12 protein-coding genes are annotated in these 15,946 nt (G+C 73.9%); 7 read left to right on the forward strand and 5 right to left on the reverse strand.

The annotated features are described in order from the left end of the window. Positions 1-1,267 (forward strand): aldehyde dehydrogenase family protein (locus F9B16_RS17545; protein WP_151541158.1); only part of this gene is annotated, 1,267 nt, incomplete at its 5' end. Positions 1,268-1,271: 4 nt separating this feature from the next. Here F9B16_RS17545 and F9B16_RS17550 read toward each other — a convergent pair. Together F9B16_RS17550 and F9B16_RS17555 are read right to left on the reverse strand one after the other, a co-directional pair. After that, positions 1,272-2,780 carry an RtcB family protein gene (locus F9B16_RS17550; protein WP_151541159.1) on the reverse strand — a complete coding sequence of 503 codons (1,509 nt, stop codon included), beginning with the start codon at positions 2,778-2,780 and terminating at the stop codon, positions 1,272-1,274. A gap of 141 nt (positions 2,781-2,921) precedes the next feature. Next, complete coding sequence (locus tag F9B16_RS17555) at positions 2,922-3,530, reverse strand: TetR family transcriptional regulator (RefSeq protein WP_151541160.1); 609 nt, start codon at positions 3,528-3,530, stop codon at positions 2,922-2,924. A 55-nt stretch (positions 3,531-3,585) separates the two neighbouring features. On the opposite strand from F9B16_RS17555, the gene F9B16_RS17560 reads away from it, so the two are divergent. Further along, on the forward strand, positions 3,586-4,386 hold the full coding sequence (locus F9B16_RS17560; protein WP_151541200.1) for a class I SAM-dependent methyltransferase: 801 nt from the start codon (positions 3,586-3,588) through the stop codon (positions 4,384-4,386). Here F9B16_RS17560 and F9B16_RS17565 read toward each other — a convergent pair. Next, positions 4,311-5,612 (reverse strand): ROK family transcriptional regulator, encoded by a 1,302-nt coding sequence (locus F9B16_RS17565; RefSeq protein WP_151541161.1) that lies wholly within the window; start codon positions 5,610-5,612, stop codon positions 4,311-4,313. The genes F9B16_RS17560 and F9B16_RS17565 overlap by 76 nt on opposite strands. Before the next feature lie 67 nt (positions 5,613-5,679). Between F9B16_RS17565 and F9B16_RS17570 the strand changes: the two genes are divergently transcribed. Beyond that, a complete protein-coding gene (locus tag F9B16_RS17570) occupies positions 5,680-7,128 on the forward strand; it encodes an ABC transporter substrate-binding protein (protein WP_151541162.1) in 1,449 nt (482 codons plus the stop codon). A gap of 42 nt (positions 7,129-7,170) precedes the next feature. On the opposite strand, the gene F9B16_RS17575 is transcribed toward F9B16_RS17570, so the two are convergent. Continuing rightward, positions 7,171-8,367: an RNA-guided endonuclease InsQ/TnpB family protein gene (locus F9B16_RS17575; protein WP_151541163.1), complete on the reverse strand. Its 1,197-nt coding sequence runs from the start codon at positions 8,365-8,367 to the stop codon at positions 7,171-7,173. Positions 8,368-8,660: 293 nt separating this feature from the next. On the opposite strand from F9B16_RS17575, the gene F9B16_RS17580 reads away from it, so the two are divergent. From F9B16_RS17580 to F9B16_RS17595, 4 genes are all read left to right on the forward strand, one after another. Next, positions 8,661-9,473: a carbohydrate ABC transporter permease gene (locus F9B16_RS17580; RefSeq protein WP_225991711.1), complete on the forward strand. Its 813-nt coding sequence runs from the start codon at positions 8,661-8,663 to the stop codon at positions 9,471-9,473. After that, complete coding sequence (locus tag F9B16_RS17585; RefSeq protein ID WP_151541165.1) at positions 9,466-10,350, forward strand: carbohydrate ABC transporter permease; 885 nt, start codon at positions 9,466-9,468, stop codon at positions 10,348-10,350. Before F9B16_RS17580 ends, F9B16_RS17585 begins: the two co-directional genes overlap by 8 nt. Before the next feature lie 40 nt (positions 10,351-10,390). Then, a complete protein-coding gene (locus F9B16_RS17590; protein ID WP_151541166.1) occupies positions 10,391-11,764 on the forward strand; it encodes a GH1 family beta-glucosidase in 1,374 nt (457 codons plus the stop codon). A gap of 117 nt (positions 11,765-11,881) precedes the next feature. Further along, positions 11,882-15,094, forward strand: a complete 3,213-nt coding sequence (locus tag F9B16_RS17595) for an acetyl-CoA carboxylase family protein (protein ID WP_151541167.1) — start codon at positions 11,882-11,884, stop codon at positions 15,092-15,094. On the opposite strand, the gene F9B16_RS17600 is transcribed toward F9B16_RS17595, so the two are convergent. Next, positions 15,027-15,875, reverse strand: a complete 849-nt coding sequence (locus tag F9B16_RS17600; protein ID WP_151541168.1) for an ATP-binding cassette domain-containing protein — start codon at positions 15,873-15,875, stop codon at positions 15,027-15,029. The two genes, F9B16_RS17595 and F9B16_RS17600, sit on opposite strands and share 68 nt — an antisense overlap. Positions 15,876-15,946 lie beyond the last annotated feature (71 nt).

Here is a 15,946-nt window from a genome sequence, read left to right on the forward strand (position 1 = left end):
GCCCGGCTGGGCCGCGAGCGCGCCCGCCGAGCGCGGCGCCGCCCTGCACGCGGCCGCCCGCGCGGTCGAGGAGCACGCCGACGAGCTCGCGGCGCTGGTCACCGCGGAGATGGGCAAGCCCGCGGACGACGCGCTCGGCGGAGTCCAGGCCGGGATCGGGACGCTGCGCCAGTACGCCGAGCTGGGCCCCCTGCACGGAGGCCGCAGCCTGCAGGGCGGCTGGAGCGCCGCCGACTTCATGGCCCGCGAGCCGCTCGGGCTCGTCGCCGTCATCACGCCGTGGAACGACCCCGTCGCCATCGCCTGCGGCCTCATCGGCGCGGCCGTGGTCACCGGCAACACCGTCGTGCACAAGCCGTCCGAGCGGACGCCGCACACCGGCGCGCTGCTCACCGAACTGCTCGCCGGCGCCCTGCCCGCCGGTGTCGTCAACATGGTCAGCGGCGACGGCACGACCGGCGAGGCGCTCGCCGCCCATCCGGACCTCGACGCGGTCGCCCACGTCGGCTCCACCCGCACCGGCCGCCGCATCGCCGAACTGACCGCCGGGACCGGCGCGAAGGCGCTGCTGGAGAACGGCGGCGCCGACCCGCTGATCGTCGACGCGGGCGTCGACCCCGCCTGGGCCGCCGCGCAGGCCGCCACCGGCTGCTTCGCCAACGCCGGCCAGATCTGCACCTCCGTCGAGCGGATCTACGTGCACGAGTCGGTCGCCAAGGAGTTCGTCGGCGCGCTGACCGCCCGCGCGCAGGCGCTGCGGACCGGCCCGGGCCGCGACCCGGCCACCGAGCTCGGCCCGCTGGTCGACGAGCGGCACCGCACCCAGGTCCACGAGCAGGTCGAGAAGGCGGTCGCGGACGGCGCGCGGCTCCGCGCGGGCGGCCGGATCCCGAGTGGGCCCGGCTGCTTCTACCCGGCGACCGTCCTGGACGGCTGCACCGACCAGATGGCGGTCATGGCGGAGGAGACGTTCGGGCCGGTCGCTCCGGTCCGCGGCGTCGCGTCCTTCGAAGAGGCCCTGGACAGGGCGAACCGCTCCCGCTACGGGCTCGCCGCGACCGTCCTCACCCGCGACATGGCGCACGCGCAGCAGGCCTGGCGCACCCTGAAGGCCGGCACCGTGAAGATCAACGCGGTGTTCGGCGGCGCCCCGGGAGGCGCCGCCACCCCGCGCCGGTCCAGCGGCCAGGGCTTCGGCTACGGCCCCGAGCTGCTGGACGAGATGACCGCCGTCAAGGTCGTCCACCTGCAGGCGGACGTCCCCTGAGCGATCACCCCTTGACGGTCAGCAGCGGCCGCAGCTCCGCGACCGGCGTCGCGACGCCGCCGCCCCGCAGGCTCGACACCACCGGCCCGATGTCCTTGTAGGCCCACGGCGCCTCCTGCTTGAGGTCGCGGCGCCACGCGGCCATCACGTCGGACCGCCGCGCCACCATCGGGTCGCGGTGGTCCAGCGGCGTCACGACGCGGAACTCGCGCAGGAACGCGTCGAGCTCCGCGTCGTTCCCGCGCGCCGACGCCCCGCGCGGCACCCGGCGTCCGGCGCCGTGGCACGCGCTGGCGAGCGTGCGCGGGTCGCCGTGCCCGCGCAGCACGAAGCTCGCCGCGCCCATCGAACCCGGCACGATCACCGGCTCGCCCCACATCGCGTACGGGCCGCCCGCCATCGCCTCGTGCCCGCCCGCGGGCGTGGCGCCCTTGCGGTGCACGACGCGTTCCCCGTCCTGCCAGAACAGGTTGTGCGGCGCGTCGTACAGCAGCCGCGCGTCCGCGCCGCCGCACTCCGCGGCGAGCCCGGCCCGCATCGTCAGCGACAGGAAGAACCGGTTCCCGGCCGCGAAGTTGGCGGCGTTGCCGAACGCGTCGAGGTACCGGCGGCGTGCGCGCGCGGACCGCTCGTCGAGCAGGAACGGCAGGATCCCGTTCCCCGGACGGGGAAGGCCGCTCGGCCAGCCGGCGCGCAGGGCGTCCAGGGCCGTCGTGTTGGCCTGATGGCCCAGGGACAGCGAGCCGCTGTGCACCATCGTGACGACCGTGCCGGGCGCCAGCCCCCACGCGTGCGCCGCCGCCGCGTCGTGCACCTGCGACACGTACTGGAGCTCGGCGAAGTGGTTGCCGCCGCCGATCCCGCCGATGACGCTGTCGTGGCTGGCGCCGCCCGCGCTGCCGATCCAGTCGGCGAACGCCTCGGCCGTGCCGACCGGGAAACCGGGCGCGTGCATGCGGTCCAGCGCGTCGTCGGCGTCCTCGGGGCGGACGCCCTGCCAGGGCGTGCCGCCCGCCAGCAGCAGGCCGGGCAGCCCGTCCCGCAGCAGCGCCTCCCGCTGGACGGGCGTGAGGGCGATCCGCCGCCCGCCCTCGAAGAACAGGTGCCGCAGCCGGCGCTCCAGGGCGTCCAGCCTTGGCCGGACCCTGTCGGCGCGCAGGGACGTGACCTCCAGCCGCATCCCGCAGTTGACGTCGTTGCCGACGGCCTGCGGCAGCAGCGCGTGCTCGGTCTCCAGCACCGTGCCGATCGGGATCCCGGCGCCCTTGTGGAAGTCGGGGGTGAGCGCGACGCGGGCGACGCGCGGGTCGGGGCCGTCGTAGCCGGGCGTCGCCTCGGCGAGGCGTTCCAGCGTGCGGGCGGTCTCCAGGAGCGCGAGCGCCTCGTCGACGGCGGCGTGCTCGAGCGGGACGTCGTCCCCCGCGCAGATCGCGACGGGGACGCCGTACGGGTTGGGAAGGTGAAGCCAGTGGTCGCCGGTGCGGACGAGCCGCCGGTCCTGACGTGCGTGCATGGGGGGAAGATCCTTCGGGCTGCCGGAAGGCGCGCGACGGCGCGCACAGGAAAGAAGGCCGTTTCGCGCGGAAGGCGCGACGGCCGGGGGAGCGGGGCGGAATGGCCCGCTCGTTCCTCGGGTTCAGCAGCCGCGAGGCGGTTACGACCGTACCGCGCGGCCCCCGGAGGGGCCACCGGTTTTCCCGTAGGCGCCGATGTAGCTCGTCACCATCCGGGCGATGAAGTGCGCGACCTGCTCCGGCGGGCCGGACGGCAGCATGATGTGGCTCATCGTCAGCCGGACCGCCGCGTCCGCGATCTCGACGAGCGCGTCGCGGCCCACGTCCGGCCACTGCCGCAGCGCGTGCTCGGCGAGCCGGGAGCTGGCGGTGAACAGCACCGGCTCCGCCCGCGTCGTCAGCAGCGGCAGCAGGTCGTCGCCGTCCGCGCCGGTCAGCACCGCCTTCTTCAGCTGGTCGTCGGCGGACATCTCCAGCGTGAACAGCACCGCCGCGACCACCGCCGAGTACAGGTCCTCGTGCTCGGACAGGACCTGGTCGATGCCGTCGAGGTAGCGGTCGTTGTCGCGCACGACCACCGCCTGGGCGAGGCCCCACTTGTCGCCGAACTCGTTGTAGACGGTCTGCCGGCTCACCCCGGCCGCGGCGGCGACGTCCTGCATCCGCACCGCCCGGTAGCCGCGCTCGACGAGGAGCGCGGCGGCGGCGTCCAGCAGGCATTCGCGCACCGGACGTTCCGCGCTGCTCATGAGTCGTCCTTCCGGCCGGCGGTCACCCCGCCATTATCCTTGCCCGGTGACGGAAATGGACTACCGGGCGCTCAACCGCGCGCTCTGGGACGAACGGGTCGGCATCCACGTCGCCAGCGAGTTCTACGACGTCGCCGGCTTCCGCGCCGGCGGGACGGCGCTGCGCGACTTCGAGATCGCCGAGGTCGGCGACGTGGCGGGCCGCCGCCTGGCGCACCTGCAGTGCCACTTCGGGCTGGACACGCTGTCGTGGGCGCGGCTCGGCGCGCGGGTCACCGGCCTCGACTTCTCCGAACCCGCCGTGGAGGCCGCCCGGGAGATCGCGGCCGGATGCGGCCTTGACGCCCGGTTCGTCCAGGCGGACGTGTACGACGCGGCCGCCGCGCTGGGGGAGACCTACGAGATCGTTTACACGGGCATCGGCGCGCTGGTGTGGCTGCCGGACGTGGACCGCTGGGCGCGGGTCGTGGCTGGGCTGCTGGAGCCCGGCGGTTTCCTGTACCTCAGCGAGTTCCACCCGTTCAGCGACGTGCTGGACGACGTCGAGGGCTCCACCGTCGCCTACGACTACTTCGACAGCTCGCCGCAGGTGTGGGACGAGCCCGGCACCTACACCGACGGCGGCGAGCACACCCGCAACACGCGGTCGGTGACGTTCCAGCACGGGATCGGCAGGGTCGTCAGCGCCCTCGCCGCCGCCGGGCTGCGCATCGACTTCCTGCACGAGCACGACCACACGTACTTCCAGCGCTTCGCGGCGCTGGAACGGCACGGGACGGTCTACCGGCTGCCGGAGGGCCGCCCGCGCGTCCCCCTGATGTACTCACTGCGCGCCACCCGCCCCGCGGACGGCTGAACCGGGGGCGCGGGCGCCGGGACGGCCGGCTCGCCGCCCCCGTCGAGCAGATGCGCGAGGGGCAGCGTCGCCGCGCCCACCGCGACCGCCTCCGGGCCGAGGTGGCACAGCTCGACGGAGGTCTGCGCGAACGGCTGCCGCAGCGCGTACCGGGCGGTGGCGTCCACGATCCGGCCGAGCATCCGGCCGCCGAGCAGCAGCCCCGCCCACCCCCCGATGATGATCTTCTCGGGGCTGAACAGGTTGACCAGGTCCGCGACGCCCGCGCCGAGGTGCTCGGCGACGTCGGCGCGCAGCTCCGCCGCGGCCGGCGACGGGTCGTCGAGCAGGCCGGCGAGCGCGGTCTCCTCGTCGGCGCCGGCGGGCCCGCCCGCGGCGCGGTAGCGCTCCAGCAGCGCCGCCGCGCCCACGTAGGCCTCCAGGCAGCCGAGCGACCCGCACCGGCACGGGACGCCGCCGACCCGCGACGTCGTGTGCCCCCACTCGCCGGCGCTGCCCGCCGCGCCCCGATAGGGCGAGCCGTCGATCATCACCGCGGAGCCGACGCCGGAGCCGATGAGCGCGACCACCGCGTTGCGGTGCCCGCGCCCGGCGCCGAACCACATCTCGGCCTGGCCGAGCGCGGTCGCGCCGTTGTCGACGAACAGCGGCAGCCCGGTGCCCGCGCGCAGCATCCGCTCCAGCGGCACGCCGTCCCAGCCGATCGTCTGGCAGTGCACGACCGCCTCGGGTCCGCCCTCGGCCGGGCGGTGCTCGACGACGCCCGGGACGCCGACCCCGACGCCGATGACGGTGGACGGGTCGACCGAGGCGCGCCCGGCGACGTCGTCCAGCCCCTCCAGGATGTGGCGCGCCACGGCGCGGTCGTCGTGCCCGCCGTCGCCGAGCGGCAGGTCGGCCTTGGCGAGCGGGGTGAGGTCGAGGTCGAACAGCTCGACCATGACCCGCGTCTCGCCGACGTCCACGCCGATCAGGTGGCCGAAACCGGCCGCGACCTTCAGCAGCACCCGCGGCCGGCCGCCGTCGGACTCCACGCTGCCGGCCTCCGCCACCAGGCCCGCCTCGATCAGCTCGCCGACGACGTTGCTGACCGACGCGGGGCTGAGCCCGGTCTCGCGGGCCAGGTCCTGGCGGCTGAGCGGGCCGTCGAAGTAGAGCCGGCGCAGCAGCACCGAGCGGTTGGCACGGCGCAGATCGCGCACGGTCCTGCGGCGCCGGTCCGGCATCGGGCCCCCTTTCGCGCGGCCGTGCGGCCGCGTCCCCCGAAGGTTCTCAGGTCTTGACCCCGGAATTATGTCACTGCTTAGATCACGACATGAATTAAGGGGTGACATAACTCGCCCGAGTGACGCGCCCCACTCCTACGCGGAAGGCCGAGCCGATGCGCCACCCCACCTCACCGGCGTCCGGACACAGCGCGACCCCCTCCGGCGAACCGCCCGCCGCCGCACCGTCCCGGCCGGCCTCGCCGCGGGGCTGCTGCTGGCCGCCGCGGCGGCGTGCGGCGGCGGCACGTCCTCGGGCGGCGGGAACGGCTCGCCGAAGACGCTGACCTACTGGGCCAGCAACCAGGGCGCCGACATCGCCGCGGACCAGCGGGTGCTCAAGCCCGAGCTGGCCAAGTTCGAGAAGCAGACCGGCATCGAGGTCAAGCTCGAGGTCGTCCCCTGGACCGACCTGCTCAACCGCATCCTCGCCGCCACCACCTCCGGGCAGGGCCCGGACGTCCTCAACATCGGCAACACGTGGTCGGCGTCCCTGCAGGCGACCGGCGGGCTGCTGCCGTTCGACGCCAAGACGATGGCCGAGGTCGGCGGCGCCCAGCGGTTCGTGCCCGCCGCCCTCGCCAGCGCCGGCGCCAAGGGCAAGGACCCCGCCGCCGTGCCGCTGTACTCCACCGCCTACGGGCTCTACTACAACAAGAAGATGTTCGCCGACGCCAAGCTCGACCCGCCGAAGACCTGGCAGGAGATGGTGGACGACGGGCACAGGCTCACCAAGGGCGGCGTCCACGGCATCGCGATCGAGGGCGCCAGCATCCCCGAGAACGTGCACGCCGCGTTCAACATCGGCCAGATGTACGGGGCCGACTTCTTCACCCCCGACGGCAAGCCGCAGTTCGCCACCCCGCAGGCCGTCGCCGCGATCAAGTCCTACCTCGACCTGCTCGGCACCGAGAAGATCGCCGCGCCCGGCAACGCCGAGTACTCGGCCAACCAGTCCATCAACGACTTCGCCACCCACAAGGCCGCGATGCTGATGTGGCAGACGACCACCAGCGGCTTCACCAACCTCGGCATGAAGCCCGGCGAGTGGGGCGTCGTGCCGATCCCGGCGCCGTCCCCGGCCCCGCCGGGCGGGCGGCCGATCACCTCCATGGTCGGCGGCATCAACCTCGCGGTCTTCAAGAACACCGGCAACCGCGACGGCGCGCTGAAGTTCGTGAAGTTCATGACCGGCGACGACGAGCAGAAGATCCTCAACAAGGCGTACGGATCGCTGCCGCCGGTCACCGCCGCGCAGAGCGACCCCGCCTTCGACACCCCCGACACCCGGGTGTTCAAGGACATCCTCGCCTCGCACGCCGCGCCGCTGCCGCAGGTACCGGCCGAGAGCCAGTTCGAGACCGCCGTCGGCACCGCGATGAAGGAGCTGTTCGCCGACGCGGCGGCCGGCCGCCCCGTCACCGACGACAAGATCAAGTCCAAGCTCGAGGCCGCCCAGCAGCAGATGGGCAATTGACATCCTCCCCCTCGTGGACAAGAGGGATTCCAACACGGACCACTACCTGGTGAGGAGGAGGTCGTGCCGAGGTTCACGGTTCGCCGGCCCGCCCAGCGGAGAGCCTCCCCGTGCAGCGACCGCATGTCCTGCGGCCGTGTCGCGTATGTTGCAGGCCGCGTTCACATCGGCATTGGCCCGATGCCCGCAGGCGGTGCACAGGAAGAGCGCTTGGCTCTTACGACTCTCCCTGTCGACGTGCTTGCAGGCGTTGCAGGTCCGCGAGGTGTTGCGCGGGTTGATCTTGACGACGCGTCCGGGAGCCTTGTGCGCCAGCCGCTGGGCCAGAAGTCCCCAGCAGGCCGCACGGATCGAACGGTTCAGACCGGTCTTCTGACTGACATTGCGCCCCGGCGTCTCGGCTGTGCCGCGCGCCGAGCGGGTCATGGCGACGACGTCGAGGTCTTCGATGGCGACCACGTCGAAGCGGCGAGCCAGTTCGGTAGAGGTCTTCTCGACCCAGTCCTTGCGCCGGTCGCGCGCACGGGTGCTCAGCCTCGCGATCGCGGCCTTGATCCTGGCGCGCCGCTTGGAACCCGGACGGGCACGGGAAAGTCGGCGCAGCAGCCTGCCGAGCCGGGACCGCTCGCCGTCGCGCAGATCCGGGACGGTCAGCAGAGCGCCGGTGGACAACGCCGCCGTGACCGCCACGCCGCGGTCCACGCCGACGACCTCGCCCGTGCCGGGGGCCTCGACGATTGCCGGAACGACGGCGAAGGCGACATGCCAGCGCCCGGCTCGATCCCGAGTGACACGGAACGATCTGGCGCTGTCAGGCACGGGCCGGGACCACCGAAAACGCACCCACCCCACCTTGGGCACCCTCACTTCGCCCACTCGGCGCGACAGCCGGCGCACGTCATCGGGCTTGATGGCCACGATCCGGAATCCTTCGTGCCGTCCGGCCTTGCGCCAGGTCGGGCGGCGGTGAGTGCCGGCGAAGAGGTTGCTCATCGCCTGAGTGAAGTCCTTGAGCGCCTGCTGTTGGACGATGACCGAGCCGGCGCGCAGCCAGACGAACTCCATCCGCGCCCGGGTCAATTGACGGCATTGCTCGGCGAACCCGGGTGCCGGCTGACGACCCGGCCTCCAATGCGCGTGCTGCTCACATGCCAGATTCCACACAAACCGGGCGTGCTCGCAATGCTTCAGCAACGTCCGCTCCTGAGCGGGCGTCGGCTGGAGGCGGTAACGCGTCATGAGCGGAACGTTACCGACGGCTACCGACAAAGACCGGAGATGAGAGTGCGGCACTGCGAAATGACCGGGCCATGACGCCTGCGAATGTCTCGCATGGTGGGACGCGGGTAAGTGGGGCCCGAGGGCTCCCCGGCGGGCCGGGGGTCGACGGTGAGCCGCCGGCGGGCCGGACTCGGAACCGGTCGGGTGGGCGGTTCCGGGTTCCGCCTCGGCTGCTGCCCTATCTGCTGCTCGCGCCCGCGGTGGTCGCCGAGCTGATCGTGCATGTGGTACCGATCGCGGTCGGTGTGTGGATGAGCTTCCGCGAGCTCACGCTCTTCTACATCCGCGACTGGGCGAAGGCGCCCGGCACGGGCCTCGGCAACTACCGGGTCGCCGTCGACTTCGACGCCGCCATCGGCAAGGACCTGCTGACCTCGTTCCTGGTCACGGTCGGCGTCACCGTGCTGGCGGTCGGGCTGTCGTGGCTGCTCGGGACGGCCGCCGCGATCCTGATGCAGGACCGGTTCCGGGGGCGCGGGCTGCTGCGCGCGGCGTTCCTCGTCCCGTACGCGCTGCCCGTCTACGCGGCCGTCATGACGTGGGGATTCCTGTTCCAGCGCGACACCGGCATGGTGAACCACGTGCTGGCCGACCAGCTGCACGTCACCGGTGGCGACCGGCCGTTCTGGCTGATCGGCGACAACAGCTTCTGGGCGCTGGTCACCGTCATCGTGTGGCGGTCGTGGCCGTTCGCGTTCCTGGTGCTGATGGCCGGGCTGCAGAACGTCCCGCGCGACCTGTACGAGGCGTCCGCGCTGGACGGCGCCGGGATCTGGCGGCAGATCCGGCACATCACGCTGCCCGCCCTGCGCCCCATCAACCAGGTGCTCGTCCTCGTGCTGTTCCTGTGGACGTTCAACGACTTCAACACGCCGTTCGTGCTGTTCGGCAAGGCGCCGCCCACCGGCGGCGACCTGATCTCGCTGCACATCTACCGGGCGTCGTTCCTCACCTGGAACTTCGGCACCGGGTCGGCGATGTCGGTCCTGCTCCTGCTGTTCCTGCTGCTGGTCACGGCGGTGTACCTGATCGCCACGTCGCGACGGAGGAGCGCCCGTGCATGACACCGCGACCGCCCGCCCCGGACGGCGCCGCGCGCCGACCGATCCGCCGGCCTCGTTCCGCTGGACGCGCCGGATCGTCCTGACGCTGCTGGCGGTGTTCACCCTCGTCCCGGTCTACGCGATGATCAGCTCGTCGCTGAAGCCGCTGAAGGACGTGCGGGGCGCCTTCCACTGGGTCCCCACCGAGCCGACCTTCCGTCCCTATGTCGACATGTGGTCGACGGTGCCGCTGGCCCGCTACTTCACCAACAGCGTCATCGTCGCGGGCGGCGCCACCGCGGCGTCGGTCGTCATCGCGGTCGGCGCCGCGTACGCGGTGAGCCGGTACCGGTTCGCCGGCCGCCGGGTGTTCACCGTGACGGTCCTGTCGACGCAGATGTTCCCGGGGATCCTGTTCCTGCTGCCGCTGTTCCTCATCTTCGTGAACGTCGGGAACGCGACCGGGCTCGCTCTGTACGGCAGCCGCGGCGCGCTGATCCTCACCTACCTGACGTTCTCGCTGCCGTTCTCGATCTGGATGCTCGTCGGCTACTTCGAGTCGATCCCGCGCGAGCTGGACGAGGCGGCGCGGGTGGACGGCTGCGGCCCGGTCGGCGCGCTGCTGCGCGTGATCGTCCCGGCGTCGCTGCCCGGCATCGTCGCCGTCACCGTCTACGCGTTCATGACCGCGTGGGGCGAGGTGCTGTTCGCCTCGGTGATGACCAACGACCAGACGCGGACGCTGTCGATCGGCCTGCAGGGCTACTCGACGCAGCACGAGGTCTACTGGAACCAGGTGATGGCCGCCTCCCTCGTGGTGAGCGTCCCCGTCGTCGCCGGGTTCCTGCTGCTGCAGCGCTTCCTGGTGACCGGCCTGACCGCCGGCGCCGTCAAGTGACCGCCCCCACCGCCCCGCTTCTCACCCCTGAGGGAGACCCGTGCCCATCGACGACCTGACCGCGTTCGGCCCCGACTTCGCGTGGGGCGCGGCGACCTCCGCCTACCAGGTCGAGGGCGCCGCCCGCGAGGACGGCCGCGCCCCGTCCATCTGGGACGCGTTCTGCCGCGTGCCGGGCGCGGTCGCCGGCGGCGACACCGGCGACGTCGCCTGCGACCACTACCATCGCTGGCGCGAGGACGTCGCGCTCATGGCGGCGCTCGGGCTCGGCGCCTACCGGTTCTCGATCGCCTGGCCGCGCGTCCTGCCGGACGGGGGCGGTGCCGTGAACGCGGCCGGGCTCGCCTTCTACGACCGGCTCGTGGACGCGTTGCTGGAGGCGGGGATCGAGCCGCATCCGACGCTGTACCACTGGGACCTCCCGCAGGCGTTGCAGGACCGCGGCGGCTGGCCGTCCCGGGACACCGCCGAGCGCTTCGCCGAGTACGCCTCGGTCGTCGCGGGCGCGCTCGGCGACCGGGTGGCGTCCTGGGCGACGCTGAACGAGCCGGTCTGCGCGGCCTGGCTCGGGCATCTGCGCGGCGTGATGGCGCCGGGCGTCGCCGACGTCGGGCAGGCGGTGCCCGCGTCGTACCACCTGATGCTCGCGCACGGCCTCGGCGTGCAGGCGATCCGCGCCGCGGCGCCCGGTGCCCGCGTCGGCGTGGTCCACCTGCTCACCGACTGCGAACCCGGCAGCGACCGGGACGAGGACGTGGCGGCGGCGCGCCGCGAGGACGGCCATCACAACCGCTGGTGGCTCGACCCGGTCCACGGGCGCGGCCTGCCCGCCGACATGATCGAGGAGTACGGGGTCGAGCCGCCGGTGCGGCCCGGCGACCTGGAGGCGATCGCGGCGCCGCTGGACTGGCTGGGCGTCAACTACTACCGCCGGTCGGTCAACGTCGCCGACCCGGACGGCCCGCCGCCGCACGCCCGGCAGATCACCCCGGACGGCACGCCGCGCACCGGCATGGACTGGGAGATCCACCCGGACCGGCTGGAGAGGATCCTCGTCCGGGTCACCGAGGAGTACGCGCCGCGCAGCGTCATGGTCACCGAGAACGGGTCGGCCTACACCGACACCGTGACCGGCGACGGCGCCGTCCACGACCCGGAGCGGACCGCGTACCTGGAGGCGCACCTGGCGGCGTGCGCGTCCGCGATCCGCAAGGGCGTCCCGCTGGACGGCTACTTCGCCTGGTCGCTGCTGGACAACTTCGAGTGGGCGTACGGGTACGCGCAGCGGTTCGGGCTCGTCCACGTCGACTTCGGGACCCAGGAGCGGACCGTCAAGGACAGCGGGCACCGCTACGCCGAGATCATCCGGGCGCACCGCGGCCTGTCCGCCGGGACGGTCGCGACCGGCCGCTGACCGCCCGCGCCGGGGACCGGGCGGCCCGGGGCCGTGTCCGGGCGTCGCGCGCGTCCCGCCTACAGTGAGGCTCCACCAGGCCCGTGACGGGCGGGCGCCGGGGTGAGGAGGACCGGGGTGGGCGGGATCCTTGTGGCCAACCGGGGCGAGATCGCGCTGCGGATCGTCCGGGCGGCGGCGGAGCTGGGGCTGCGGACGGCCGCCGTGCACACCCGCGACGACGCCGGCTCCCCGCACACCCGCCGCGCGGACGAGGTGCGGGCGCTGCCCGGCGAGGGCGTCGCCGGCTACCTCGACGCGGACGCGGTGATCGCCGCCGCCAAGGACGCCGGCGCCACCGCCGTCCACCCCGGCTACGGGTTCCTGAGCGAGAACGCCGCGTTCGCCGCTCGGTGCGCCGCCGCCGGGCTGACGTTCATCGGCCCGAGTCCTGAGCTGCTGGAGCTGTTCGGCGACAAGACGAGGTCCCGGGACCTGGCCCGGCAGGCGGGCGTGCCGGTGACGCCGGGCACGCCCGGGCCGGTGACGCTCGCCGATGCGGAGGCGTTCGCGCGCGAGCACGGGCCGGTGATGCTCAAGGCGGTCGCGGGCGGCGGCGGTCGCGGCATGCGCGTCGTCGCCGAACCCGGCGGCATGGCGGAGGCGTACGAGCGGTGCCGTTCCGAGGCGCTCGCCGCCTTCGGCAACGGCGACCTGTACGCCGAGAAGCACGTGCCCCGCGCCCGCCACATCGAGGTGCAGATCGCGGGCGACGGCTCCGGCGCCGTCACCCACCTGTGGGAACGCGACTGCAGCGTCCAGCGCCGCAACCAGAAGCTGATCGAGATCGCCCCGGCGCCCGCGCTGCCGCCCGGCCTGCGGGACGCGCTGCTCGACGCCGCGATCCGCATGGCCGCGCGCGTCCGCTACGCGAGCCTCGGCACGTTCGAGTTCCTCGTGTCCGGCGAGGAGTTCTGGTTCCTGGAGGCCAACCCGAGGCTGCAGGTCGAGCACACCGTCACCGAGGAGATCACCGGCGTCGACCTGGTGAAGGCGCAGATCCGGCTGGCGCTCGGCGAGGACCTGGCCGCCGTCGGCCTGGCCGCGCCGCCGGCCGCGCACGGCTGCGCCGTCCAGGTGCGCGTCAACACCGAGACGATCGGGCCTGACGGCGCGCCGCACCCGCACGCCGGGACGCTCACCGCGTTCGCGCCGCCGACCGGTCCCGGCGTCCGCGTCGACACCTACGGGCACCCCGGCTACCGCACGAGCCCCCGCTACGATCCGCTGCTGGCGAAGGTCATCGCCCGCGCGGAGGACCTGCCTACCGCCGCCGCCCGCGCCCACGGCGCGCTCGGCGAGTTCGAGATCGCCGGGGTCGCGACGAGCATCCCGCTGTTGCAGGGCGTCCTGCGGCATCCCGCGTTCACGGCGGGCGGCGTCCCGACGTCGTTCATCGCCGACCACCTCCCGGAGCTGCTGCGCAGCGAGCACCAGCGGTTCTACGTCCCGTCCGCGGAGGAGACCGCCGCGTCCGTCCGAGTCGCGCCGGACGCGCCGCCCGGCACGGTCGCGGTGGCCGCGCCGATGCAGGGCACGGTGGTGAGCGTCGAGGCCGCCGAGGGGGACCTCGTCCGCGCGGGGGCACCGGTGCTGATCCTCGAGGCGATGAAGATGGAGCACGTCGTCCGGGCGGGGGAGGCGGGCGTCGTCCGCGCCCTCGCCGCGGCGCCCGGCACCACCGTCGCGGAGGGCGCGCCGCTGCTGTTCCTCGAACCCGCCGAGGCCGGCGGCGACCACGCCGACGACGAGGCGGAGGCCGACCTCGACGCGATCCGCGCCGACCTCGCGGAGACGATCCGGCGGCACGAGATCGGGCTGGACGCGGCCCGCCCGGAGGCCGTCGCCAAGCGGCACGCGCGCGGCCACCGCACCGCCCGCGAGAACATCGAGGACCTCTGCGACCCCGGGACGTTCGTGGAGTACGGCGCGCTCGCCATCGCCGCGCAGCGGCAGCGCCGGTCTCTGGACGACCTCATCGAGCGCACCCCCGCCGACGGCATGGTCTGCGGCCTCGGCGACGTCAACGGCGGCCAGGCCGTCGTGATGTCCTACGACTACATGGTGCTGGCCGGGACGCAGGGGCACCAGAACCACCGCAAGACCGACCGGATGCTCGACCTCGCGCGGCGCCGGAGCCTGCCGGTCGTGCTGTTCGCCGAGGGCGGCGGCGGGCGTCCCGGCGACACCGACACCTCGATGGTGTCCGGCCTGGACGTGACGACCTTCCACGCCATGGGCCGCCTCAGCGGCGCGGTCCCGTCCGTCGGGATCGCGTCCGGGCGCTGCTTCGCCGGTAACGCGGCGCTGCTCGGCTGCTGCGACGTCATCATCGCCACCCGCGACGCCAACATCGGCATGGGCGGGCCCGCGATGATCGAGGGCGGCGGGCTGGGCGTGTTCGCCCCGGAGGAGATCGGCCCGATCGCCGACCAGGAGCCCAACGGCGTCGTCGACATCGTCGTCGAGGACGAGGCCGAGGCCGTCGGCGTCGCCCGCCGCTACCTGTCCTACTTCCAGGGCCCGGCCGGCGAGTGGACGTGCGACGACCAGCGGATCCTCCGGCACGTGATCCCCGAGAACCGGCTGCGCGCCTACGACGTCCGCAAGGTGATCGGGCACCTGGCCGACACCGGGTCGGTGCTGGAGCTGCGCCGCGCGTTCGGCATCGGGGTCGTCACCGCGCTCGTGCGGATCGAAGGCCGCCCCATGGGCCTGATCGCCAACAACCCGGCGCACCTCGGCGGTGCCATCGACCGCGACGCCGCCGACAAGGCCGCCCGCTTCCTGCAGCTCTGCGACGCGCACGACCTGCCCGTCGTGTCGCTGTGCGACACCCCCGGGTTCATGGTCGGTCCGGACGCCGAGCGCACCGCGACCGTCCGGCACTTCAGCCGGATGTTCGTCACCGGCGCGAACCTGAGCGTCCCGCTCGTCACGGTGGTCCTGCGCAAGGGCTACGGGCTCGGCGCGCAGGCGATGGCGGGCGGCGGGTTCAAGGCCCCGCTCGCGACCGTCGCGTGGCCGACCGGCGAGATCGGCGGCATGGGCCTGGAGGGCGCCGTCCGGCTCGGGTTCCGCAAGGAGCTCGCGGCGGCCGAGGACCCGAAGGCGCTGTTCGAGACGATGGTCGCCGCCGCCTACGAGCACGGCAAGGCGCTCAACGCCGCCACCGTGTTCGAGCTGGACGACGTCATCGACCCGGCCGGCACCCGGCGGCTCGTCACCACGGCGTTCGCGTCCGCACCGCCCACCGCGGACCGGCCGCGGCGCTGGGTGGACACCTGGTGACCGGCGCCGCCCCGGCCAGGTAGGCGGCCCGGACGCACGGATCGGCGCGGACCTCGGCGGGCGGGCCGGCCGCGATCATCCGGCCGCCGTCCAGGACGTGCAGGACGTCGCACACCCCGAGCACCGGCTCCAGGTCGCGCTCGGCGACCAGCACCGCGACGCCCTCGGCGGCGAGATCGCGCAGCAGCACCTCCAGCGCCCTGGCCCGGCGCTCCGGCAGGTCCGTCCACGGGTCGTCCAGCAACAGGACGGAGGGTTCGGCGGCCAGCGCGCGCGCCAGCCCGGTGAGGCATGCCACGCCTGGCGGCACGTCGCGCGCCGCCAGGTCGGCGAACTCGGCGATCCCTACGCGGGCCAGCAGTTCGTCGGCGCGGTCGCCTGCTTCGGCGCGCGCGCGGCGACGGCGTGCCCACCGGTCCCGGGCCGTGCGGCCGCCGTGGTCCCGCAGGGCCGCGTGCTTGCGCGCCGCTGCCCGGACGCTCTCGCCGACGGTCCGCGACCGCCACCGCTCCGGCTCCCGGGACGTCCGGGCGATCCCGCGCCGCGCGCGCTCCCGTGCCGCGCTCGCCGTCAGGTCGGCGTCGTCCAGGTGGACGGTGCCCTCGGCGGGACGGCGCAGCCCGGCGATGACGTCGCACAGGGTCGCCCTGCCCGCGCCGTCCGGTCCGACGAGCCCGGCGACCGTGCCCGGCGGGACCGTCAGCGCGGCGCCCCGGACGGCGGTCACCCCGCCGACCCGCACCGTGACGTCCGCGACCCGCAGTCCCTGAGCGGTTGACATCGGCGCCTCCCGGCCGGTCCGGTGCCCGGCGGCCCGCCTCGCGGGCCTTGTGTGATGTGGATCACTGACGG

Source organism: Actinomadura montaniterrae (assembly GCF_008923365.1).
GTDB classification, from domain to species: Bacteria; Actinomycetota; Actinomycetes; order Streptosporangiales; family Streptosporangiaceae; genus Spirillospora; species Spirillospora montaniterrae.

Excerpts from the sequence above, each read along its gene's own strand:
- F9B16_RS17565 (WP_151541161.1), bottom strand. The coding sequence starts at position 5,612 with ATGCCGGACCGGCGCCGCAGGACCGTGCGCGATCTGCGCCGTGCCAAC.
- F9B16_RS17570 (WP_151541162.1), top strand. The coding sequence starts at position 5,680 with ATGTCACTGCTTAGATCACGACATGAATTAAGGGGTGACATAACTCGC.
- F9B16_RS17600 (WP_151541168.1), bottom strand. The coding sequence starts at position 15,875 with ATGTCAACCGCTCAGGGACTGCGGGTCGCGGACGTCACGGTGCGGGTC.
- F9B16_RS17560 (WP_151541200.1), top strand. The coding sequence starts at position 3,586 with ATGGACTACCGGGCGCTCAACCGCGCGCTCTGGGACGAACGGGTCGGC.
- F9B16_RS17550 (WP_151541159.1), bottom strand. The coding sequence starts at position 2,780 with ATGCACGCACGTCAGGACCGGCGGCTCGTCCGCACCGGCGACCACTGG.
- F9B16_RS17580 (WP_225991711.1), top strand. The coding sequence starts at position 8,661 with ATGAGCTTCCGCGAGCTCACGCTCTTCTACATCCGCGACTGGGCGAAG.
- F9B16_RS17555 (WP_151541160.1), bottom strand. The coding sequence starts at position 3,530 with ATGAGCAGCGCGGAACGTCCGGTGCGCGAATGCCTGCTGGACGCCGCC.
- F9B16_RS17575 (WP_151541163.1), bottom strand. The coding sequence starts at position 8,367 with ATGACGCGTTACCGCCTCCAGCCGACGCCCGCTCAGGAGCGGACGTTG.